At 66.6% G+C, this 18,857-nt stretch carries 21 protein-coding genes and 1 pseudogene; 9 read left to right on the top strand and 13 right to left on the bottom strand.

Going from position 1 to position 18,857, the window contains the following annotated elements:
- Nucleotides 1-3: 3 nt before the first annotated feature.
- The 6 genes and pseudogenes from nusA to L0D17_RS02900 form a co-directional block, all read left to right on the top strand.
- On the top strand, nt 4-1,167 hold the full coding sequence (gene nusA / locus L0D17_RS02925; RefSeq protein ID WP_243093812.1) for a transcription termination factor NusA: 1,164 nt from the start codon (nt 4-6) through the stop codon (nt 1,165-1,167).
- Nucleotides 1,167-1,442 (top strand): YlxR family protein, encoded by a 276-nt coding sequence (locus L0D17_RS02920; RefSeq protein ID WP_243093811.1) that lies wholly within the window; start codon nt 1,167-1,169, stop codon nt 1,440-1,442. Before nusA ends, L0D17_RS02920 begins: the two co-directional genes overlap by 1 nt.
- The gene (infB, locus tag L0D17_RS02915) at nt 1,411-3,126 is read left to right on the top strand and encodes a translation initiation factor IF-2 (protein ID WP_243093810.1); all 1,716 of its coding nucleotides are present in this window, start codon (nt 1,411-1,413) and stop codon (nt 3,124-3,126) included. The genes L0D17_RS02920 and infB overlap by 32 nt, the downstream gene beginning before the upstream one ends.
- 3 nt (nt 3,127-3,129) lie before the next feature.
- On the top strand, nt 3,130-3,417 hold the full coding sequence (locus L0D17_RS02910) for a hypothetical protein (RefSeq protein ID WP_039455964.1): 288 nt from the start codon (nt 3,130-3,132) through the stop codon (nt 3,415-3,417).
- Between the two features lie 107 nt (nt 3,418-3,524).
- Nucleotides 3,525-5,732 (top strand): protein translocase subunit SecD, encoded by a 2,208-nt coding sequence (gene secD, locus L0D17_RS02905; protein ID WP_243093809.1) that lies wholly within the window; start codon nt 3,525-3,527, stop codon nt 5,730-5,732.
- A 127-nt stretch (nt 5,733-5,859) separates the two neighbouring features.
- Nucleotides 5,860-6,114 (top strand): annotated as a pseudogene (locus L0D17_RS02900) (SDR family oxidoreductase); the annotation flags it as partial.
- Here L0D17_RS02900 and sdaAA read toward each other — a convergent pair.
- Entirely contained in the window at nt 6,111-6,968 is an 858-nt protein-coding gene (gene sdaAA / locus L0D17_RS02895) for an L-serine ammonia-lyase, iron-sulfur-dependent, subunit alpha (RefSeq protein ID WP_243093808.1), read from the bottom strand. The pseudogene L0D17_RS02900 and the gene sdaAA sit on opposite strands and share 4 nt — an antisense overlap.
- A 24-nt stretch (nt 6,969-6,992) precedes the next feature.
- Here sdaAA and L0D17_RS02890 point away from each other — a divergent pair, with 24 nt between their 5' ends.
- Entirely contained in the window at nt 6,993-7,571 is a 579-nt protein-coding gene (locus tag L0D17_RS02890) for a response regulator transcription factor (protein WP_243093807.1), read from the top strand.
- A gap of 38 nt (nt 7,572-7,609) precedes the next feature.
- On the opposite strand, the gene rplS is transcribed toward L0D17_RS02890, so the two are convergent.
- The 6 genes from rplS to ffh are packed head-to-tail and all read right to left on the bottom strand — an operon-like array spanning nt 7,610 to nt 11,154.
- Nucleotides 7,610-8,035, bottom strand: coding sequence for a 50S ribosomal protein L19 (rplS, locus tag L0D17_RS02885; RefSeq protein WP_243093806.1), 426 nt, complete (start codon nt 8,033-8,035; stop codon nt 7,610-7,612).
- A gap of 57 nt (nt 8,036-8,092) precedes the next feature.
- A complete protein-coding gene (gene trmD / locus L0D17_RS02880; protein WP_243093805.1) occupies nt 8,093-8,812 on the bottom strand; it encodes a tRNA (guanosine(37)-N1)-methyltransferase TrmD in 720 nt (239 codons plus the stop codon).
- A 2-nt stretch (nt 8,813-8,814) separates the two neighbouring features.
- Nucleotides 8,815-9,303: a ribosome maturation factor RimM gene (rimM, locus tag L0D17_RS02875; protein WP_243093804.1), complete on the bottom strand. Its 489-nt coding sequence runs from the start codon at nt 9,301-9,303 to the stop codon at nt 8,815-8,817.
- A 9-nt stretch (nt 9,304-9,312) separates the two neighbouring features.
- Entirely contained in the window at nt 9,313-9,531 is a 219-nt protein-coding gene (locus tag L0D17_RS02870; protein ID WP_039456790.1) for a KH domain-containing protein, read from the bottom strand.
- Nucleotides 9,532-9,590: 59 nt separating this feature from the next.
- A complete protein-coding gene (gene rpsP, locus L0D17_RS02865) occupies nt 9,591-9,845 on the bottom strand; it encodes a 30S ribosomal protein S16 (RefSeq protein WP_039456787.1) in 255 nt (84 codons plus the stop codon).
- A 7-nt stretch (nt 9,846-9,852) separates the two neighbouring features.
- A complete protein-coding gene (gene ffh / locus L0D17_RS02860; RefSeq protein ID WP_243093836.1) occupies nt 9,853-11,154 on the bottom strand; it encodes a signal recognition particle protein in 1,302 nt (433 codons plus the stop codon).
- Nucleotides 11,155-11,362: 208 nt separating this feature from the next.
- Here ffh and mgtE point away from each other — a divergent pair, with 208 nt between their 5' ends.
- Together mgtE and L0D17_RS02850 are read left to right on the top strand one after the other, a co-directional pair.
- On the top strand, nt 11,363-12,712 hold the full coding sequence (mgtE, locus tag L0D17_RS02855) for a magnesium transporter (protein ID WP_243093803.1): 1,350 nt from the start codon (nt 11,363-11,365) through the stop codon (nt 12,710-12,712).
- Nucleotides 12,709-13,107 carry an ADP-ribosylglycohydrolase gene (locus tag L0D17_RS02850; RefSeq protein ID WP_243093802.1) on the top strand — a complete coding sequence of 133 codons (399 nt, stop codon included), beginning with the start codon at nt 12,709-12,711 and terminating at the stop codon, nt 13,105-13,107. The genes mgtE and L0D17_RS02850 overlap by 4 nt, the downstream gene beginning before the upstream one ends.
- Here L0D17_RS02850 and queA read toward each other — a convergent pair.
- From queA to L0D17_RS02820, 6 genes are all read right to left on the bottom strand, one after another.
- On the bottom strand, nt 13,079-14,134 hold the full coding sequence (queA, locus tag L0D17_RS02845) for a tRNA preQ1(34) S-adenosylmethionine ribosyltransferase-isomerase QueA (RefSeq protein ID WP_243093801.1): 1,056 nt from the start codon (nt 14,132-14,134) through the stop codon (nt 13,079-13,081). The two genes, L0D17_RS02850 and queA, sit on opposite strands and share 29 nt — an antisense overlap.
- Entirely contained in the window at nt 14,131-14,667 is a 537-nt protein-coding gene (locus tag L0D17_RS02840; RefSeq protein ID WP_039456773.1) for a LabA-like NYN domain-containing protein, read from the bottom strand. The genes queA and L0D17_RS02840 overlap by 4 nt, the downstream gene beginning before the upstream one ends.
- Nucleotides 14,668-14,685: 18 nt before the next feature.
- Nucleotides 14,686-17,259: a phosphoenolpyruvate carboxylase gene (locus L0D17_RS02835; RefSeq protein ID WP_243093800.1), complete on the bottom strand. Its 2,574-nt coding sequence runs from the start codon at nt 17,257-17,259 to the stop codon at nt 14,686-14,688.
- Entirely contained in the window at nt 17,256-18,014 is a 759-nt protein-coding gene (locus L0D17_RS02830) for a TIGR00282 family metallophosphoesterase (RefSeq protein ID WP_243093799.1), read from the bottom strand. Before L0D17_RS02830 ends, L0D17_RS02835 begins: the two co-directional genes overlap by 4 nt.
- Nucleotides 18,015-18,050: 36 nt before the next feature.
- Nucleotides 18,051-18,554 (bottom strand): DsrE family protein, encoded by a 504-nt coding sequence (locus L0D17_RS02825; protein WP_243093798.1) that lies wholly within the window; start codon nt 18,552-18,554, stop codon nt 18,051-18,053.
- Between the two features lie 64 nt (nt 18,555-18,618).
- On the bottom strand, nt 18,619-18,849 hold the full coding sequence (locus L0D17_RS02820) for a hypothetical protein (RefSeq protein WP_039456760.1): 231 nt from the start codon (nt 18,847-18,849) through the stop codon (nt 18,619-18,621).
- Nucleotides 18,850-18,857: the final 8 nt, after the last annotated feature.

Here is an 18,857-nt window from a genome sequence, read left to right as displayed (position 1 = left end):
GAGATGAACCGGGAATTCATAGACGCCATGCAGCAGCTGGCCTTGGAGCGGGGGGTCACCACCGAGGAGGTCCTCGAGGCCTTCAAGGAAGCCCTGCGCAAGGCCTACATCAAGCGGCAGAAGGGCTACCGCAAGGAAGAGGTGGACGCCGGCAAGGGCCCCGAGGTGGACGTGTACATTGACCCCCAGACGGGGCGCATTGAGATGGTGGAGGTCCGCAAGGTGGTGGAGAAGGTGGAGGACCCGGACAAGGAAATCGCCCTTTCCGAGGCCCTCCAGTACGACCCCGAGGTCCAGGTGGGGGACGAGATGGAGTTCCCCATTGACCCCGAGGGGCTTTCCCGCATGGCCATCCAGGACCTGCGGCAGATCCTCACCCAGCGCCTCAAGGAGTCCGAGCGCAACCGCATCTACAACGAGTACAAGGACAAGGAGGGCCAGGTGCTCACCGGGGTGGTGACCCGGGTGGACAACCGGGGCAACGTCTTCGTGGAGCTGGGCCGGGGCGAGGCCTACCTGCCCAAAAGCGAGCAGATCCCCACGGAGAAGTACTACCCCGGGCAACGCCTCAAGGTCTACTTGAAGAAGGTGGACCGCTCCGCCAAGGGGCCTTCCCTCATCGTGAGCAGGGCCCACGAGAAGCTGCTGGAGCACATCCTGAAGCAGGAGGTGCCCGAGATCGCCGAAGGCATCGTGGAGATCAAGGCCATCGCCCGGGAGCCGGGCCGCCGCAGCAAGGTGGCGGTGATGAGCCACAACCCCAACGTGGACCCCATCGGGGCCTGCATCGGCCACAAGGGGCAGCGGATCCAGGCGGTTTCCGCGGAGCTGGGCCGGGAAAAGGTGGACATCATCCTTTGGTCCAAGGACCCCAAGGAGTTCATCCGCAACGCCCTCTCCCCCGCCGAGGTGGGCTCCATTGAGCTGGACCCCGAGGCCAAGAAGGCCCGGGTGAAGGTGACCAAGGACCAGCACTCCCTGGCCATCGGCACCGGCGGCCAGAACGTGCGCCTGGCCTCCAAGCTCACCGGCTACGACATCCACTTTGAGGAGGCGGAGATCTCCGACCTGGACGAGGCCATTCGCCGGGCGGCGGAGGAGGAAGCGGCGGCCCCAAGCCGAGCCCGGGAGGAGTTTGAGAAGCTCTTCAAGGACCTTTCCGAGTGATGCGGCACGTCCCCTTGCGCATGTGCGTGGCCTGCCGCAGGAGGCGGCCTAAAGGGGAGCTTTTGCGCATCCTCATGACCCCCGAGGGGTTCCAGCTGGACCCCACGGGCAAGCTCCCGGGCCGGGGAGCCTACGTCTGCCCCGACAACCCGGACTGCTGGACGGAAAAGAAGCTCCGGCGCTTCGCCGGGGCCCGGGCTAAGGCGCTTGCCGAAGCCCTTTGGGCCCGTTTAGGAGGTAAAGATGGCCAAAGTACGCATCTACCAGCTGGCTAAAGAGCTGGGCATGGAAAACGAGGAGCTTTTGGAGCTCCTGGACCAGATGGGGGTGCCCTACAAGTCCCACGCCTCCACCTTGAGCGAGGAAGACGCCGAGGCGGTGCGGGAGCTGGTGCGGGAACAACGGGGACTCCAGGAAAAGCTGGCGGAGGAGGAGCGCAGGAAAAGCCTCCCCAAACGCCCCCCCGTGGTGGTCATCATGGGCCACGTGGACCACGGGAAGACCACCCTCCTGGACTACCTGCGCAAAAGCCGCATCGCCGAAAAGGAGGCGGGGGGGATCACCCAGCACGTGGGCGCCTTTGAGGTCAAGACCCCCCAGGGCACCGTGGTCTTCATTGACACCCCGGGCCACGAGGCCTTCACCACCATCCGGCAACGGGGGGCCAAGGTGGCGGACATCGCCATCATCGTCATCGCCGCGGACGACGGCATCATGCCCCAGACCGAGGAGGCCATCGCCCACGCCAAGGCCGCCGGGGCGAAAATCATCTTCGCCCTGAACAAGATGGACCTGCCCCAGGCGGACCCCGAAAAGGTGAAGCGCCAGCTCATGGAGCGGGGCTTCGTCCCCGAGGAATATGGCGGGGACGCCATCATCGTCCCCATCAGCGCCAAGACGGGGCAGGGGGTGCAGGACCTCTTGGAGATGATCCTGCTCCTGGCCGAGCTGGAGGATTACCGGGCCGATCCCAACGCCGAGCCCAAGGGGGTGATCCTGGAGTCCAAGCTGGACAAGCAGGCGGGGATCATCGCCAACATGCTGGTCCAAGAAGGCACCTTCCGCGTAGGGGACTACGTGGTGGCCGGGGAGGTCTACGGGCGCATCCGGGCCATGATGGACGCCGACGGCAACCAGCGCAAGGAGGCGGGCCCGGGAAGCGCGGTGCAGGTTCTGGGCTTCCAGGAACTCCCCCACGCCGGGGACGTGGTGGAGTGGGTGCCGGACCTCGAGGCCGCCAAGGAGATCGCCGAGGAGCGGAAAGAGGAGCGCCGGGCCCGGGAAGAGGCGGAGAAGGAGCGCCGCCCCAAGACCATGGCCGACCTCCTGCGGGCCTTGCAGGAGGAGGGCAAAAAGGAGGTCAACCTCATCCTGCGAGCGGACACCCAAGGCTCCTTGGAGGCTATCCAGCACATCCTGGCTAAGGAGAGCACTGAGGACGTGAAGATCAACGTCCTCCTGGCCCAGGTAGGCGCCCCCACGGAGTCGGACGTCCTCCTGGCCCAGACGGCGGGGGCCGCCATCCTGGCCTTTGGCGTCAATCCCCCGGGCTCGGTGAAGAAGGCGGCGGAGCAAAAGGGCGTCCTCCTCAAAACCTTCCGCATCATCTACGACCTCATTGACGAGGTCCGGGCCATGGTCAAGGGGCAGAAGGAGCCCCAATACAAGGAAGAAGTCCTGGGCCGGGCCGAGGTGCGCGCCGTCTTCCGCCTGCCCACGGGCAAGCAGGTGGCGGGGTGCATGGTGACCCAGGGCAAGATCCCTCGGAACGCCGAGGTGAGGGTCCTGCGCAAGGGGCAAGAGATCTGGAAGGGCCGCATCGCCAGCCTCAAGCGCTTCAAGGAGGACGTGCGGGAGGTGGCCCAGGGGTACGAGTGCGGGATGGGCCTCGAGGGCTTTGACGATTTCCAGGAAGGGGACATCATAGAGGCCTTCCAGATGGTGGAGGTGCCCGCCTAAGCCATGCGAGGCCTGAGGCTTCTGGCCGCCCTAGGCCTCCTCTTGCCGGGGTTCGCCCTCTCCCCTTCCCCGGGCAAGGGGGAGGCGGGGCTTTTGGCCAAGGGCCCGGTGCTGGTGCTGAAGGAGGACCGGGGCGGGGGCTATGCACCGCCCCTTTGGGGGGGCGTCAACCGACCCACCCCGCCCCGCCCGTCCCGCACCCACCACCATCCCCTTCCCCCTTTAGGGGAAGTCCTTCCCCGGCCAGGCCTCTACCTCCTTTACGGGAAGCTCCAGCTGGAAGGTGGCTAAGCCCCACCACCCCACCTTGGCGCCTTACGGGAAGGGGGTGCCAAGATTAGGGGCTTCTAGGCCTTCCCCCGGCTACAGGAGCCTTGTCGTAGGCTGAAGGAGTAGGCATGAACCGCAAACTACTTAACGGACTTTTCCACCTCTCCCTTTTCCTCCTTTCCTTGCTCTTTGTCTGGAAGCCTTGGGCCCCAAACGAACCCAAGATCAAGCTAGGCCTGGACCTCAAAGGGGGATTGCGCATCGTCCTGGAAGCGGACGTGCAAAACCCCACCCCCGATGACCTGGAAAAGGCCCGCACCGTCCTGGAAAACCGCATCAACGCCCTGGGGGTGGCGGAACCCCTAATCCAGATCCAGGGCCAGAAGCGCATCGTGGTGGAGCTTCCCGGACTCTCCCAAGCGGACCAGGACCGGGCGCTTAAGCTCATCGGCCAGCGGGCGGTGCTGGAGTTCCGCATCCTTAAGGAAGGGGCCACCGGCACCACCGTGGCCCAGATCAACCAGGCCCTGAGGGAAAACCCGCGGCTTAAGCGGGAAGATTTGGAGAAGGATCTCATCAAGCCCGAGGACCTAGGCCCACCCCTCTTGACGGGAGCGGATCTGGCGGACGCCCGGGCGGTCTTTGACCAGTTCGGCCGCCCCCAGGTGGCCCTCACCTTCACCCCGGAAGGGGCCAAGAAGTTTGAGGAGGTGACCCGAGCCAACGTGGGTAGGCAGCTTGCCATCGTCCTGGACGGCAAGGTCTACACCGCCCCCGTAATCCGCCAAGCCATCACCGGGGGGCAGGCGGTGATCGAAGGCCTTTCGGGCCTGGAGGAGGCCAGCGAAATCGCCCTGGTCCTGCGCTCGGGTGCCTTGCCCGTGCCCCTTAAGGTGGCGGAAATCCGGGCCATCGGCCCCACCTTGGGCCAAGACGCCATCCAGGCAGGCATCCGCTCAGCCCTTATCGGGACGCTCGCCATCTTCCTCCTCATCTTCGCCTACTACGGGGCAAGCCTCGGCATGGTGGCCTCCTTGGGCCTTCTCTACACCTCCGCCCTTATCCTCGGCCTCCTCTCGGGGCTTGGGGCCACCCTGACCCTGCCCGGCATCGCCGGCCTCGTCCTCACCCTGGGAGCGGCGGTGGACGGGAACGTCCTCTCCTTTGAACGCATCAAGGAGGAGATCCGGGCAGGAAAGAGGCTTCGCCAGGCCATTCCCGAGGGCTTCAAGCACTCCACCCTCACCATCCTGGACGTGAACGCCGCCCACCTCTTGGCAGCAGCGGCCCTTTACCAATACGCCACCGGCCCCGTGCGGGGCTTCGCCGTGGTCCTGGCCATAGGGGTGGTGGCCAGCGTCTTCTCCAACCTGGTCTTTAGCCGCTACCTCCTGGAGCAGTTGGCGGAGCGCCGGGAGATCCGCCCCCCCATGTGGCTGGTGGACCCTCGCTTCAACTTCATGGGCCCTGCCCGATATGTCACCGCAGCCACCTTGCTCCTGGCGGTCTTGGCCGCGGGGGTGGTCTTCACCAAGGGCTTCAACTACTCCATTGACTTTACCGGGGGAACCGCCTACACCCTGCGCGCCGCCCCCGCGGTGAGCGTGGACGCCCTAAGGCGCTTCCTGGAGGAAAAGGGCTTCCCCGCCAAGGAGGCGGTGATCACCGAGGTGCAGGCCCCCGTGGCGGACCACAAGGAGTTTTCCGTCAAGCTCCCGCCCCTTCCCGACGCTAAGCGCTTGGAGCTGGAAAGGCTTCTGGTCTCAGAGCTCAAGGCCACGGTCCTGACCTCGGAAACCGTGGGGCCCGCCATCGGCTCGGAGCTTCGCCGCAACGCGGTGATGGCGGTGCTGGTGGGCCTTGGGCTCATCCTCATCTACGTGGCCTTCCGCTTTGACTGGACCTTTGGGGTGGCGAGCGTCCTCGCCGTGGCCCACGACGTGGCCATCGTGGCGGGGATGTATAGCCTTTTCAACCTGGAGTTCTCCATCCCCACCATCGCCGCCCTCCTCACCGTGGTGGGCTACTCCATCAACGACTCCATTGTGGTTTCCGACCGGATTCGGGAAAACCAGAAGCTCCTTAGGGGCCTGCCCTACGCGGAGCTGGTGAACCGCTCCATCAACCAGACCCTCTCCCGCACCCTCATGACGAGCCTCACCACCCTTTTGCCCATCCTGGCCCTCCTCTTCCTGGGGGGTAGCGTCCTCCGGGACTTCGCCTTGGCCATCTTCGTGGGGATCTTCGTGGGCACCTATAGCTCCATCTACGTGGTGAGCGCCTTGGTGGTTTTCTGGAAGAACCTCAGGCACAAGGAGACGAAGAAGGCGGCCTAGGCTCCTGATGAGCTCCCGGGCCCCGAGGGGCCCGGGAGCCCGTTTAGAGTTCGGCTGAGGCCTCTTGCCAAAGGCGTTGTGCCTCCCAGTACATGGGCTAACACGTCGTGCGCCAAGCGCCGCTGCTACTGTCACGGTGAACGCCATCGCCCCCGCCCACGTGCGCACCCCCTTGGTGGAGAACCAGGTGGCCGACCAGGCCCGCACCCTGGGCATCCCGGAAGAGGAAGTGGTGGAAAAGGTCTTCCTGGCCCAGGCGGCGGTCAAGCGCCTCATTGAACCCGAGGAGGTGGCGGCCTTGGCCCTCTATTTAGCCTCGGAGAAAGCGGGGGCCATCACGGGCGCGGTCTTCCCCATTGACCTGGGTTGGACCGCCCGCTAAGGGGCCCTCTTTAGGGCTTCTTCCGCCAGCTTCCGCCCCGTGGGGGTGTCGGCCAGGCCCCCAAGGCCCGTTTCCTTTAGCTCCAAGGGGAGGAGGCGGCCGATCCCCGCCATGGCCAGGACCACCTCGTCCGGGGGGATCACGCTTCTTATCCCCGCCAGGGCCATGGAGGCGGCGCTCACTGCGTGCACGGCGTAGAAGCCATTTCGCATCACGCAGGGCACCTCCACGAACCCCCCCACGGGGTCGCAGACCAGGCCCAAGGTGTTCTGGAGGGCAAGGGCGGCGGCGTGGGCTGAAGCCTCCGGGCTTCCGCCAAGAAGCTCCGTCACGGCCGCGGCGGCCATAGCGGCGGAGGCACCGATCTCCGCCTGGCACCCCCCGCTGGCCCCGGCGATGTGGATGACCCGACTGATCATCTTGGCCACCCCACCCGCCAGAACCAGGGGCATGAGGAGCTCCTCCTCGGGAATGCCCAGGTGGTCCGCCACCCCCAAAAGGGCCCCGGGGAGGGTGCCGGCGCTTCCCGCCGTGGGGGCAGCCACGATGCGCCCCATGCGGGCGTTTTCCTCGTTCACCGCCATGGCGTAGGCCTGGACCCGCTTCAATAGGGGGTCCTTTAGGGGGTCTTCCGCCTCCCAAAGCGTCTTGGCGTTCTTGCCCACCATCCCCGCCACGCTGGGGGCGTCGGAGGCGAGGCCCCGGCGGATGGAGTCCCGCATGATGGAAAGGCGCTCCGCCAGCTTAGCCAAAATAGCCTCCGGGGCTAGGCCGGTTTCCTCCACTTCCTCCTTAAGCACGTGCTCCGAAGCCCGGCCGGAAAGCTCCGACAGGCGGTTTAGCGTGAGGGCCATGCCTCCAGTATAGTCTTGGGAAAGGTGCGGCTCCTCATCGCCGACGACCACCCCCTCTTCCGCCTGGGCCTGAGGGCGGGCCTCGAGGCCCAAGGCCTGGTGGTGGTGGCCGAGGCCCAAGACGGCCTCGAGGCCTTGGAAAAGACCCTGACCCTAAACCCCGAAGCGGTCTTGTTGGACCTCAAGCTTCCCGGCCTGGACGGGCTGGAAGTGACGCGCCGGCTTAGAGAGCGGGGCTATCGGGGCCTTCTCGCCCTCCTCACCACCTATCAGGAGCCCGCCTTGGTGAAGGAAGCCTGGCTGGCGGGGGCCGACGCCTACTTCTCCAAGGAACTTTCCGCCCCCGAGCTCAAGCACCGCCTTCTCAAGGTGGCGCGGGGCGAGGAAAAGCTAACCCCCCCAGACCTTCCCCCCCTCACGCCCCGGGAACGGGAGGTGCTCCACCTCCTGGCCCAAGGACTATCCGTGAAAGAGATAGCCCGCCTCCTCCGCCTCTCCCCCGACACGGTTAAGGACCACCTGGAAAGCCTTTATGGCAAGCTCCTGGCCAAAAACCGGGTGGAGGCGCTAGAGCGGGCAAGGTCCCTCGGCTTTCTCAAGTGAAAGGGGGCGGCCAAGCCGCCCCCTGGCCGCAAAGTCCCTTACTCCTGAGCCTCGCTCTGGGCCACCTCCTTGGCGGCCTTGGCCCGTTCCTGGTCCTGGCCGATGCGCTTGCGGTCGGCCCGGAGCTTGCGCCGGATCTCCCTTTCGGAAAGCTCGCGGATGAAGTAGAGCTTGGCCCGCCGGGCCCGGCCCCGCTGCACGATCTCCACCTTCTCAATCAAGGGAGAGTTCATGGGGAAGATGCGCTCCACCCCTACCCCGTAGCTCACCTTGCGCACGGTGAAGCTGGAGTTGTAGCCGTTCCGCTTAACCTTGATGACGATGCCCTCAAAGTTCTGGATACGGGTGCGGTTACCTTCCTTCACCCGGTAGGCCACCCGCACGGTGTCGCCCGGACGAAACTCGGGCAGGTCGGTGCGGGCGTAGCGGGACTCCACCACCTTAAGCAGCGCTCCACGGTTCATGCTTGGCCTCCCGTCCCAGAGGAACCCTTCAAGGGTTCGTGGGCAACAGCCTCTAGTCTATTCCTCCCGGTCCAGTTCCGCAAGCCAGGCGGCCTCCAACGCCCCAAGCCTCGCCTGGCGCAAAAGCTCTGGCCTAAGGAGTAGGGTGCGCCTTAAGGCCTCCCGCCGGCGCCACCTCTCCACCTCCTGGTGATGGCCGGTGAGGAGCACCTCCGGCACCCTAAGCCCCTGGAACTCCGGGGGACGGGTGTATTGGGGATAGTCCAAAAGACCCCGCACAAAGGAGTCCTCCCGGTGGCTTTTGGGGTCGCCGATGACCCCGGGAATCAGGCGGGCCGTGGCCTCCAGCACCGCCAAGGCCGCCACCTCCCCCCCCATGAGGACGTAGTCCCCGATGGAAAGCGTGCGGGTGACGAAGGCCTCCACCCGGGCGTCAAACCCCTCGTAGCGGCCCGAAAGGAGGACCACGTGGGACTTAATCGCCAGCTCCTCCGCCACCTTTTGCGTGAATGGCTCCCCCGCCGGGCTCAGGAGGATGATTTCGTCGGCAGGTAAGACCGACTCAATGGCGGCCACGGCCACGTCAGGCCGGATCACCATCCCCGCCCCACCCCCGTAGGGGGTGTCGTCCACGCTCCGGTGCCGCCCCAGGCCAAAGGCCCTGAGGTCCACCACCTCCACCGATAGGAGCCCCCGCTCTATCGCCTTGCCGATAAGGGACTCCCGGAGCCATGGCCGGACGAGCCCGGGGAAAAGGGTGATGAGGGTGTAGCGCACGGCTAGTCAAAGAGGCCGGGGATGGGCTCCACGTGGATCCCTTCCGCCTCCACCCGCACATAGGGGGCTTGCAGGGGAATGAGCCGCTCCGCCCGATCGCGAAGCCGCTCCCCCACCCCCCGCACCACCAAGACGTCCTGGGCCCCGGCGTCCAGGATGTCCACCACTTCCCCCACCTGAACGCCTCCCACGAAAACGGGAAGGCCCATGAGGGCGAAGTAGTAGTACTGCCCTTCCTCCAAGGGGGGAAGGTCCTCCACCTCGGCGTAGACGCGAAGGCCCACCAAGGCCTCCGCCAGCTCCCGTGTGGTAACCCCCGCCAGGTGGACCACCACGTCCCCCGCCACCTGGTAGAGGTCCTCCACCGCCCGCCAGCCTTGCCCTTCCACGTACACCCGTTCCAGGTGGGCCACCACCGGCTCCCCCCGGAACTTCAGGCCGCCTTGGAGGGCGTAGGGGGCGCCAAAGCGACCGATCTCCACCAGGCGCATACTCTTAGTTTAGCGCACCTCCACCCCCACCTTGCGCTTGGCGTAGGCCCGCACCAGGGTGCGGATGGCCTCTATCACCCGGCCCTGCTTGCCAATGAGCCGCCCTTTGTCCTCCTGCGCCACCTCCACCAGGTAGACCAGGCCCTCCCGGGTGCGCCGCTCTTGCACCCGCACCGCCTCGGGGTGGTCCACCACGCTTTTGGCCAGGTACTCCACCAGGTCCTTCATGCCTCCATGGTAAAGGAAGAAGGCGGGGCCCCCGCCCCGCCCAACGCCAGGGAAAGGGCCTAGACCTCCTGCCGGAAAACCCCCGCCTGGCGCAAGAGCCGGCGAGCGGTGTCCGTGGGCTGCGCCCCCACGGAAAGCCAGTACTTGGCCCGCTCCACGTCCACCTTGAGCCAGTCGGGGGTGGTCTTGCGGGGGTCGTAGTAGCCGATCTTTTCAATGTACGCCCCGTCCCGCTTCCTGCGGCTATCGGTGACCACGATGCGGTAATGGGGGTTGTGCTTGGAGCCGAACCGGGAAAGCCTGATCTTAACCATGCCTCGTCTACCTCCTGAACATTCCCATGAGTCCCCGGCCCTTGCGCTTTTCCAGGGACTTCATCAGGGCCTTGGTTTCCTCAAAAGACTTGATGAAGCGGTTCACCTCCTGGACGGTGGTGCCGCTCCCCTTGGCGATGCGCTTGCGCCGGGAGCCGTTCAGGATGCGGGGGTCCTTGCGCTCCTCCGGCGTCATGGAAAGGACGATGGCCTCCAGACGCCTGATGGCCCTTTCGTCCACCTGGACCCCCTGAAGGGCCTTCCCCATCCCCGGGAGCATGCCCAGGATTTCGGAGAAGGAGCCCAGGCGCTTGAGATTTTGCAGTTGCTTGAGGAAGTCCTCCAGGGTGAGGTCTTTGGCGGCCTTGGGGGCTTCCGCCTCGAGGCCCGCCTGCCGCACCTTCTCCGCCAGGGTGGCCACGTCCCCCATGCCCAGGATGCGGCTGGCGAGCCGCTCGGGGTAGAAGGGCTCCAGGCCCTCCGGGCGCTCGGAAACCCCAGCGAAGTAGATGGGCTTGCCCGTGACGTGCCGCGCGGAAAGCGCCGCCCCACCCCGGGCGTCCCCGTCCAGCTTGGTGAGGACGAGGCCCGTGACCCCGATGCGCGCGTCAAAGGTCTTGGCCACGCCCAGGGCCTCCTGCCCGGTCATGGCGTCCAGGACCAGGAGGACCTCGTCGGGGCGCATGACCTCCTTGAGGCGGAAAAGCTCGGCCATGAGGGGCTCGTCAATCTGCAAGCGGCCGGCGGTGTCCACCAAGATCAGGTCCCGGGCCTCCAGGCGGGCCTTCTCCTCCACCCGCCGGCGGATGGACTCCGGGGACTCCCCGTCCATCACCTCCAGGACCGGCACCCCCACCTTCTCCCCCAAAAGCCGTAGCTGCTCCCGGGCGGCGGGGCGCTGGGTGTCGGCGGCCACCAGGAGGGGACGGCGCCCCTTGCCCTTGTAGTAAAGGGCGAGCTTGGCGGCGGTGGTGGTCTTGCCCGAGCCCTGAAGCCCCACCAGGAACCAGAGGTTCTTGTCCTTGAGGACGGGGAGCTTGGCCTCGCCCCCCAGGGCCTCCTTGAGGGCCTCGTACACCGTGGCCAGGATGACCTCGGCGGGGGTGAGGCTTTCCAAGACCTTTTGGCCCAAAGCCCTTTCCCGCACCCCCTCCACGAAGCTCCGGGCCACCTCCAGGTTGACGTCGGCATCCATGAGGGCCCGGCGGATCTCCCGCAGGGTGGCCTTCAGGTCCTCCTCGGTGATCCGGCCCCGGCCCCGGAGCCGGTCTATGGCTTCTTGTAGGCGCGCCGCTAGCTGGGCAAACATGGTGTGCACGGCCCCCAGGCCGGGCTCCAGGATAGGCCATGGCCCTTGAGCGTGTCAACCTCAATTTTTCCTACATTTCTAGCGGGCGAGGTTGACGGGGCCCAGGCCAGGGAATACCCTGGAAAAGGTTATGTTAGGGCCCTTGCCCTCGAGTCCTAAGCGCTGAGGGCCGCCCGCAGGCGGCCTTCAGCCAGAAAGGAGGCCGCCTGTGGAAACCACCCTTTCCCCCCTTCTCCAAGCCCTGGAAGACGGCGACACCCTCAAGCTCAAAAGCCTCCTGGAAGAGGTCCACCCCCAGGACCTCCTGGAGCTTTGGGACGAGCTTAAGGGCGAACATCGCTACGTCCTCCTGACCCTGCTCCCCAAGGACAAGGCGGCGGAGGTCTTCTCCAACCTCCCCCCCGAGGCCCAGGCGGAGTACCTCAAAACCCTGCCCCCCTGGCGCACCCAGGAGCTTCTGCAGGAACTTTCCCTGGACGACCTGGCGGACGCCCTCCAGGCGGTGGAGGAGGAGGACCCCGAGCTTTACCGCAAGCTCAAGGAGGCCCTGGACCCCAAGACCCGGGCCGAGGTGGAAGAGCTCACCCAGTACGAGGAGGACGAGGCGGGCGGCCTCATGACCCCCGAGTACGTGGCGGTGCGGGAAGGGATGACGGTGGAGGAGGTCCTCCGCTTCCTGCGCCGGGCGGCCCCGGACGCGGAAACCATCTACTACCTCTACGTGGTGGACGAGGCGGGCCGGCTCAAAGGGGTGCTCTCCCTACGGGACCTCATCGTGGCCGACCCCAAAACCCGGGTGCGGGAGATCATGAACCCCAAGGTGGTCCACGTGCGCACGGACACCGACCAGGAAGAGGTGGCCCGCCTCATGGCGGACTACGACTTCACCGTCTTGCCGGTGGTGGACGAGGAAGGCCGCCTCGTGGGCATCGTCACGGTGGACGACGTCCTGGACGTTTTGGAGGAGGAAGCCACCGAAGACATCCACCGGCTCGCCGCCGTGGACGTGCCCGACCTGGTCTACAGCCAAGCCTCCCCCATCATCCTGTGGCTCGCCCGGGTGCGTTGGCTCGTCATCCTCATCCTCACGGGGATGGTGACGAGCTCCATCCTCCAGGGCTTTGAAAGCCTCCTGGAGGCGGTGACCGCCTTGGCCTTTTACGTGCCCGTGCTCCTGGGCACCGGGGGGAACACGGGCAACCAGTCCGCCACCCTCATCATCCGCGCCCTGGCCACCCGGGACCTGGACCTGAAGGACTGGCGGAGGGTGTTGCTAAAGGAGAGCGCGGTGGGAAGCCTCCTCGGCCTGACCCTCGCCCTGTTGCTCCTGGGCAAGGTGGTGCTGGACGGGCACGCCGCCTTGGCCCCGGTGGTGGGGCTCGCCCTCTTCCTTTTGGTCCTCTTCGCCAACCTGGTGGGGGCCATGCTCCCCGTGGTCCTGAGGCGGTTTGGGGTGGACCCCGCCTTGGTCTCCAACCCCTTGGTGGCCACCCTCTCCGATATCTCCGGGCTCCTCATCTACCTCACCGTGGCCCGGCTCCTTTTGAACCTGGCATGAAGCGGCTCCGCACGCTGGTGGAGTGGAGCAAGGGGAGCCCCTTGCGCTACGCCTTCAAGGGAGGAAGGCTCGTCCTTGTGGGCGAGGACGCTCCGGCCCCGGTGAACTACGGCTTCGTCCCCGGCCTCCTCAACCCCGCGGACGGGGAGGAGGTGGACGCCTGCTACCTGGGCCCGCCCCTCCCTCCAGGCACCGAGGCGGAAGGGTTCCTCATAGGCATGGTGGCCCTTTCCGACGGGGACCACAAGCTGGTCCTCTCGCCCGAGCCAAGCCCCCTGGACCCGGAAGCCTTAGCCCCCCTCCTCGCCTGGTTTGCCCCCGAGCGCAAGCCCACCCTCATCGAGGCCGAGGCCGCCTGGGCTTGGCTCATGCACCTTCAGGGCGGGGAAGGATGAGCATGGCATCCCCCAGGGAGTAAAAGCGGTACCCCTCCGCCACCGCCAGGTGGTAGGCCTCGAGGGTCCGCTCCCGCCCCAAGAAGGCAGCCACCAGCATGAGGAGGGTGGAGCGGGGCAGGTGGAAGTTGGTGAAGAGGGCGTCTATGGCCCGGAAGGTGTAGGGCGGGCGGATGAAGAGCCTGGTCTCCCCCGCCCCTGGCACCACCCCTTCCCCTTCGTGCCAAGCGCTCTCCAGGGCCCGCACCACCGTGGTCCCCACCGCCACCACCCTGCGCCCCTCGGCCCGGGCGCGGTTCACCGCTACGGCGGTGGCCTCGGGGATCTCAAAGGGCTCAGCGTGCATCTCGTGCTTCTCCACCTCCCCCTTGATGGGGCGGAAGGTGCCGGGGCCCACGTGGAGGGTGAGGAAGCAAAGCTCCACCCCCATGGCCGCCAAGCGGTCCAGAAGCTCGGGGGTGAAGTGGAGGCCGGCGGTGGGGGCGGCCACGGACCCCGGGCGCTTGGCGTACACGGTCTGGTAGCGCTCCAAAGGGATCTGGGCCTTGATGTAAGGGGGGAGGGGCACCTCCCCCACCGCTTCCAGGTGGGCGGCCAAATCCCCTTGAAAGCGGAGAAGCCGCACCCCATCGGGCTCCACCCCCACCACCTCCGCCTCAAGGCCCTCCACGGGCCCTAAGTCCTTGGGGGAAAGGAGCGCCAGCCTTGTGCCCACGGGCGCCCTCCGGGCCGGGCCCAAAAGGGCCTCCCAAAGCCCCGGGGCCTTCTCCCGCACCAAAAGGATCTCCACCCGGCCCCCCGTGGGCTTTTGGGCCAGGAGGCGGGCGGGGATCACCTTGCTCTCGTTGAAGACCAACACGTCCCCCGGGCGTAAAAAGGCGGGGAGGTCCCGCACCCGCCGGTGGTCCACCCTGAAGGGGCCTTCCCGGTAGACCACCATCATCCGGGCGGCGTCCCGGGGCTCCACCCCCGCCTGGGCGATCTGCTCGGGGGGCAGGTGGTAGTCGTAGAGGTCAAGCTCGCTCATCCGGCATTCTTCGGCTCCATGAAGGGGTTGGGGATGTCGGGGAGGTGGACGAAGCGGTCCACGGCGTCAATGAGCTTCTGGGCGGTGGTTTCGCGGAAGGCGATCACCTCCACCCGGATGCCCCGCTCCATGAGGACCTCGAGGATCTCCACGAAGTCCCCGTCCCCGCTTCCCAAAACCACCACGTCCAAATAGGGCATGAGCCGCACCATGTCCGCGGCGATGCCCATGTCCCAGTTCCCCTCGTAGATGGGCTTGCCGCCCTCCCCCACCTCCTTCACCGTGAGGTACATGCGCCGCACCCGGTAGCCGATGGTGGAGAGCTTGTAAATAAACGGCCAGGCGGAGGTGTCCCCCTCCTTCTCCACCACGTAGGCGGTGGCCCGCACCAGGCGCCTTCCCCCCACGGCATAGCGGAGGAGGCTTTCAAAGTTGACGTTGCGCTCGTAGTAGTCCCGGGCGGAATGGTACAGGTTCTGGGTGTCCACGAAAACGCCCACCCGCTGGTCCTGGTGGTGGCCAAGGGGTTCCATCGCCCCCATCATACCGGTCTAGCCGGCGTTCCTGAGCCCCGCCGCCACCCCCAGGAGGGAAAGGAGAAGGGCCCGCCGCAAGCCCTCGTCCTCCCGGCCCCCGGGGGCCCGGTAGCGGCGGAGGAGCTCCGCCTGAACGAAGTTGATGGGGTCCACGTAAGGGTTCCTGAGGCCGATTTGCCGCTCCAGGGTCTTTTGGTTGTGAAGCAAGGGGGCCTCAAAAATGGCCTGCAGAAGGTCCACGGTCTTCTGGTACTCCTCCGCCAGGTGCTGGAAGAAACCCCGAAGCCCCTCGGGCACCAGGCGCAGGTACAAGGCGGCGATCCCCAGGTCCGCCTTGGCCAAGGCCATGGCAGCGCTTTCCAAGGTGGTGGCGAAGAAGGGCCACTCCCGATACATGGCCTGGAGGAGGGAAAGGGGAAGGCTTTCCAAGGCGGAAAGCCCGTACCATCCCGGCAGGAGCAGGCGCACCTGGGTCCAGGCCATGACCCAAGGGATGGCCCGCAGGTCCCGGATGTCCCGCACCCGGCCGTGGCGGTAGACGGGGCGGCTGGCGATGGGAAGCTCGCCGATCTCCCGGATGGGGGTAAAGGCCTCAAAAAAGGGGAAAAACCCTTCCTGCTGAAGGAGCGCCCGGTAGCGCTCCATGCTCCTTTCCCCCGCCTCCCAAAGGGCCTGACGGAACTCGGGCCTGGGCTCCACCCCCTCCCCCAAGGCCGCCTGGGCGAAGTGGAAGAGGAGCTGTTCCAGATGGCGCACCGCCAGGTCCGGGTGGGCGTAGCGGTCCGCCAGGGCCTCCCCCTGCTCCGTGAGGCGGAGGCGGCGCCCCACGCTCCTTACGGGGAGGCTGGCGATGGCCCGGCCCGCCGGCCCCCCACCCCGGGCGGTGGAGGTGCCCCGGCCGTGGAAAAAGAAAACGGGAACACCCTCCGCCTCCCCCACGGCGTGGAGGGCCTCTTGGGCCTCGTAAAGGGCCAGGTTGGCCATGAGGAAGCCAGCGTCCTTGTTGGAGTCGGAGTAGCCGATCATCACCTCCACCCCGCCCCGCCCTTCGGCGTGGGCGCGGAAGACGGGGTTTTGCAGGAGGCGCTTTAGGATCCCAGGGGCCCGGTTCAGGTCCTCCAGGGTTTCAAAGAGGGGGACCACGTCAAAGGGAAGGGGCTTTCCCGGGCGGTAAAGCCCCACCTCCCGGGCCAGGAGGAAGACGGCGAGGAGGTCGGCGGGGTGGTGGGTCATGGAAACCACGTGGGCCCCCTTGTCCCCCCAGGCCCTAAGCGCCCCCAAGGCCACCCGCAAGGCCTCCCCTTGGGGCGACTCCCCCACGGGCAGAAGGGGGCGGGGGGTCTTGAGCTCCTCGGTGAGGAGGGCTTCTTGCTCCTCCGGGGCCAGGGAAAGGAAGGCGCCGTGGACACCCCCCAGGCGCAAAAGCTCCGCCGCCGCCTCCAATAGCTTCCCCGACTCCTCCCTAAGGTCCAAGGGGGCGAGTTCCAAGCCGAAGGCGGAAAGTCTCGCCTCCAAGGGTTTCAGGAAGACCTCCGCCACCTGGGCGAGCCCCACCCCCTCTAGCCCCTTTTCCGCCACCCTTAGGGCCCGGGCAAGGTCCTCGGTGGAGAGGGCTTCCCCCTCCAGGGCCCGGTAAAGGGCGGCGAAGTAGCGGCGGTAGGGCTCCCCGGGGAAGCGCTCCACGCCCTCCCCGCCTTCCCGCACCTCCTTGGGCACGGGCAGGCGGGCCTCGGAAAGGGAAAGGTCCCGCACCAGGCCCCCAAGCGCCTCCAGGAACTTTTCCCGCGCCGCTGTCCTGGCGTAGCGGCTGGCGAAGGCGGTGACCTCTGGGGTGACGTAGGGGTTCCCGTCCCGGTCGCCGCCGATCCAACTGCGGAAGCGCACCGGGCTTTGGAGGCGGGGGCGCCGGCCGTAAACCCGCTCCAAGGCGGCCTCGAGGCCCGCCACCACCTTGGGGATGGCCTCCCACAAGGTGGTGGGCAGGTAGTAGAGCCCCCCCTTGATCTCGTCCTCCACGCTGGGCCTCGCCTTGCGCACCTCCTCCGTGGCGTAGAGGAGGGCGACCCGGGCCGCAAGGCGCGCCCGGTCCTCGCCTTCCAGCTCCTCCTGCAACCTTTCCAAGTGGTGCCGCAAGGTGCGGCGGCGGGTTTCCGTGGGGTGGGCGGTGAAGGTGAGGACAAGCTCCAGGCGGTTCAGGTGCGCCTCCGCCTCCTCCAGGGAAAGCCCCCGGGCCTTCAGGGCCTGGGCCAGGGCCAAGAAGCCCTCGGGCCTGGGGTTTTCCGGGGTTTCCGCCTGGGCCCTTAGGCGGTTCACCCGCACCCGGTGCCGCTCCTCCGCCAGGTTCACCAGGTGGAAGTAGTGGGTAAAGGCCCGCACCAACGCCTCCGCCTCCTCCACGGAAAGGCCCTCCACCCGCCGCAACAGGGCCTCCCCCGTCCCCGCCTCCCCTTGGCGCCGCCCCTTGGCCAAGAGGCGCACCTCCTCCACCAAGGCGAAGAAGCGCTCCCCCGAAACCTTTCTGATGGCCTCCCCCAGCAGGCGGCCTAAGAGGTCCACCTCGGCTTTGAGGAGCTCAAAGGGGTCGCTCACGGCTCCTCCCACACGTACGGGCTTATGGAAACCGGCTTACCCCCTTCCAAAACGAGCTCCGTGGCGTGCAGCCGCGCCTTGCCCTGGGCGGCGCGGAAGGGCTGGGGCCGGCCGGTGAGGAAGCGGGCCAGGAAGGTCTCTACCTCGCCGCCGATGATGGACTGGTAGGTGCCGGTCATGCCCACGTCGGTCTGGTAAAGCGTTCCCTTGGGAAGCCGCATGGCGTCCAGGGTGGGCACGTGGGTGTGGGTGCCCAAAACGGCGGCCACGCGCCCATCCAGGTAGTGGGCCAGGGCCATCTTCTCGCTGGTGGCCTCGGCGTGGACCTCCACCAATACATAGTCCGCCTTCTCTTGGGCCAAAAGGGCGTCCAGGGCGCGGAAGGGGTCGTCCAGGGGGTCCATGAAGACCCGGCCCATCACCTGGACGAAGAGGAGGCTTTCCCCGTCGGCGCTAAGCCGCCACCAGCCCCGTCCCGGGGTGCCTGGGGGGTAGTTGAGGGCCCGCACCACGGGCTCCTTCTCCAAAAGCTCGTACACCTCCCTGTGGTCCCAAGCGTGGTTGCCCAAGGTGACGAGGTCCACCCCCGCCTCCCGCAAAAGGCGGTAGGAGCGCTTGTCTAGGCCTTTGCCCTTGGCGGCGTTTTCCCCGTTGGCGATGACCAGGTCGTACCGGTCCCGGATGTCCGGCAGGTGCAGGCTCACCGCCCGAAGACCGGGCTCGGCCATCACGTCCCCGATGAATAAAAGCCGCATGGGGGCATTATATGGCCCCCACGAGGCCCTCGAGGTCTAACCCACCTTGATGTAGGCGTACCCCTTCGCTTGCAGCTCTCCCAAGGCCCCAACCCCGGAGGGCACCCACTTTAAGAACTCGTCGGGCCGAAGCTTGTCTTTAGGAATGTTGTTGCGGGCGAAGGTGATTTCGCAAAGGTAGTACTCCACCCCCAGCTGGGCCAGCTGCTTCACGCGGCTAAAGATGGCCTCGCGGTCATACTGGGCGTTGGCCCAGGGCGTGCCCTCCAAGTCCTTGAGAAAGAACTGCACCCCCGCCCCGTGGGCGACCACCACGATTTTCACCTTGAAGGGGTCGTTGTCGTACACGGACAGGTGGTTGCTGATGTTGGTAAGCATCTGGCCGAAGCGGTTGGGATCGCCAAAGTCCGCGTGGTAGACCACGGAGATGGGCGCTTCCTTCTTGAAGTCTTTATACTCAACCCGCTCGTTGGCCTGAGCCCGCAACAAGGCTCCCGCCCCCAACCAAGCCCCCAGGCGAAGCAAAATCCTTCTATCCACGAAACATCACCTCCCCCTGGCGTTCAGGGGGAGGCTAACCCATGGGTGGAGTGCTGTCAAGAGCTCAGGCGCTTCGCTTTTGCAGGAAGTAAACCACGCCGTACCCGATGCCCGCCAGGATGAGGAGGGGAATGGCGTACACCAACAGGGTCCAGATAAGACCGGAAAGGGCGAGGAGGACCTTGCCCAAAAAGCTGAACACCCACCCCCCCACCCAGAGGGCGAGGAGGACCCCCACCACCACCAAAAGGCCCAAAACCACCCACTCCAGGATGTCCCTTAGGCTCCGTTCCATGCCTTCAG

Origin of the sequence: Thermus thalpophilus (assembly GCF_022760915.1) — a bacterium.
In the GTDB taxonomy this organism is placed as follows: domain Bacteria; phylum Deinococcota; class Deinococci; order Deinococcales; family Thermaceae; genus Thermus; species Thermus thalpophilus.
The sequence above is the reverse complement of the archived record's forward strand: the minus strand, read 5'-3'. Positions and strand labels throughout refer to the sequence as shown.

Excerpts from the sequence above, each read along its gene's own strand:
- nusA (WP_243093812.1), top strand. The coding sequence starts at position 4 with ATGAACCGGGAATTCATAGACGCCATGCAGCAGCTGGCCTTGGAGCGG.
- L0D17_RS02920 (WP_243093811.1), top strand. The coding sequence starts at position 1,167 with ATGCGGCACGTCCCCTTGCGCATGTGCGTGGCCTGCCGCAGGAGGCGG.
- infB (WP_243093810.1), top strand. The coding sequence starts at position 1,411 with ATGGCCAAAGTACGCATCTACCAGCTGGCTAAAGAGCTGGGCATGGAA.
- L0D17_RS02910 (WP_039455964.1), top strand. The coding sequence starts at position 3,130 with ATGCGAGGCCTGAGGCTTCTGGCCGCCCTAGGCCTCCTCTTGCCGGGG.
- secD (WP_243093809.1), top strand. The coding sequence starts at position 3,525 with ATGAACCGCAAACTACTTAACGGACTTTTCCACCTCTCCCTTTTCCTC.
- sdaAA (WP_243093808.1), bottom strand. The coding sequence starts at position 6,968 with ATGGCCCTCACGCTAAACCGCCTGTCGGAGCTTTCCGGCCGGGCTTCG.
- rplS (WP_243093806.1), bottom strand. The coding sequence starts at position 8,035 with ATGAACCGTGGAGCGCTGCTTAAGGTGGTGGAGTCCCGCTACGCCCGC.
- rimM (WP_243093804.1), bottom strand. The coding sequence starts at position 9,303 with ATGCGCCTGGTGGAGATCGGTCGCTTTGGCGCCCCCTACGCCCTCCAA.
- L0D17_RS02870 (WP_039456790.1), bottom strand. The coding sequence starts at position 9,531 with ATGAAGGACCTGGTGGAGTACCTGGCCAAAAGCGTGGTGGACCACCCC.
- rpsP (WP_039456787.1), bottom strand. The coding sequence starts at position 9,845 with ATGGTTAAGATCAGGCTTTCCCGGTTCGGCTCCAAGCACAACCCCCAT.
- ffh (WP_243093836.1), bottom strand. The coding sequence starts at position 11,154 with ATGTTTGCCCAGCTAGCGGCGCGCCTACAAGAAGCCATAGACCGGCTC.
- L0D17_RS02850 (WP_243093802.1), top strand. The coding sequence starts at position 12,709 with ATGAAGCGGCTCCGCACGCTGGTGGAGTGGAGCAAGGGGAGCCCCTTG.
- queA (WP_243093801.1), bottom strand. The coding sequence starts at position 14,134 with ATGAGCGAGCTTGACCTCTACGACTACCACCTGCCCCCCGAGCAGATC.
- L0D17_RS02840 (WP_039456773.1), bottom strand. The coding sequence starts at position 14,667 with ATGGAACCCCTTGGCCACCACCAGGACCAGCGGGTGGGCGTTTTCGTG.
- L0D17_RS02830 (WP_243093799.1), bottom strand. The coding sequence starts at position 18,014 with ATGCGGCTTTTATTCATCGGGGACGTGATGGCCGAGCCCGGTCTTCGG.
- L0D17_RS02820 (WP_039456760.1), bottom strand. The coding sequence starts at position 18,849 with ATGGAACGGAGCCTAAGGGACATCCTGGAGTGGGTGGTTTTGGGCCTT.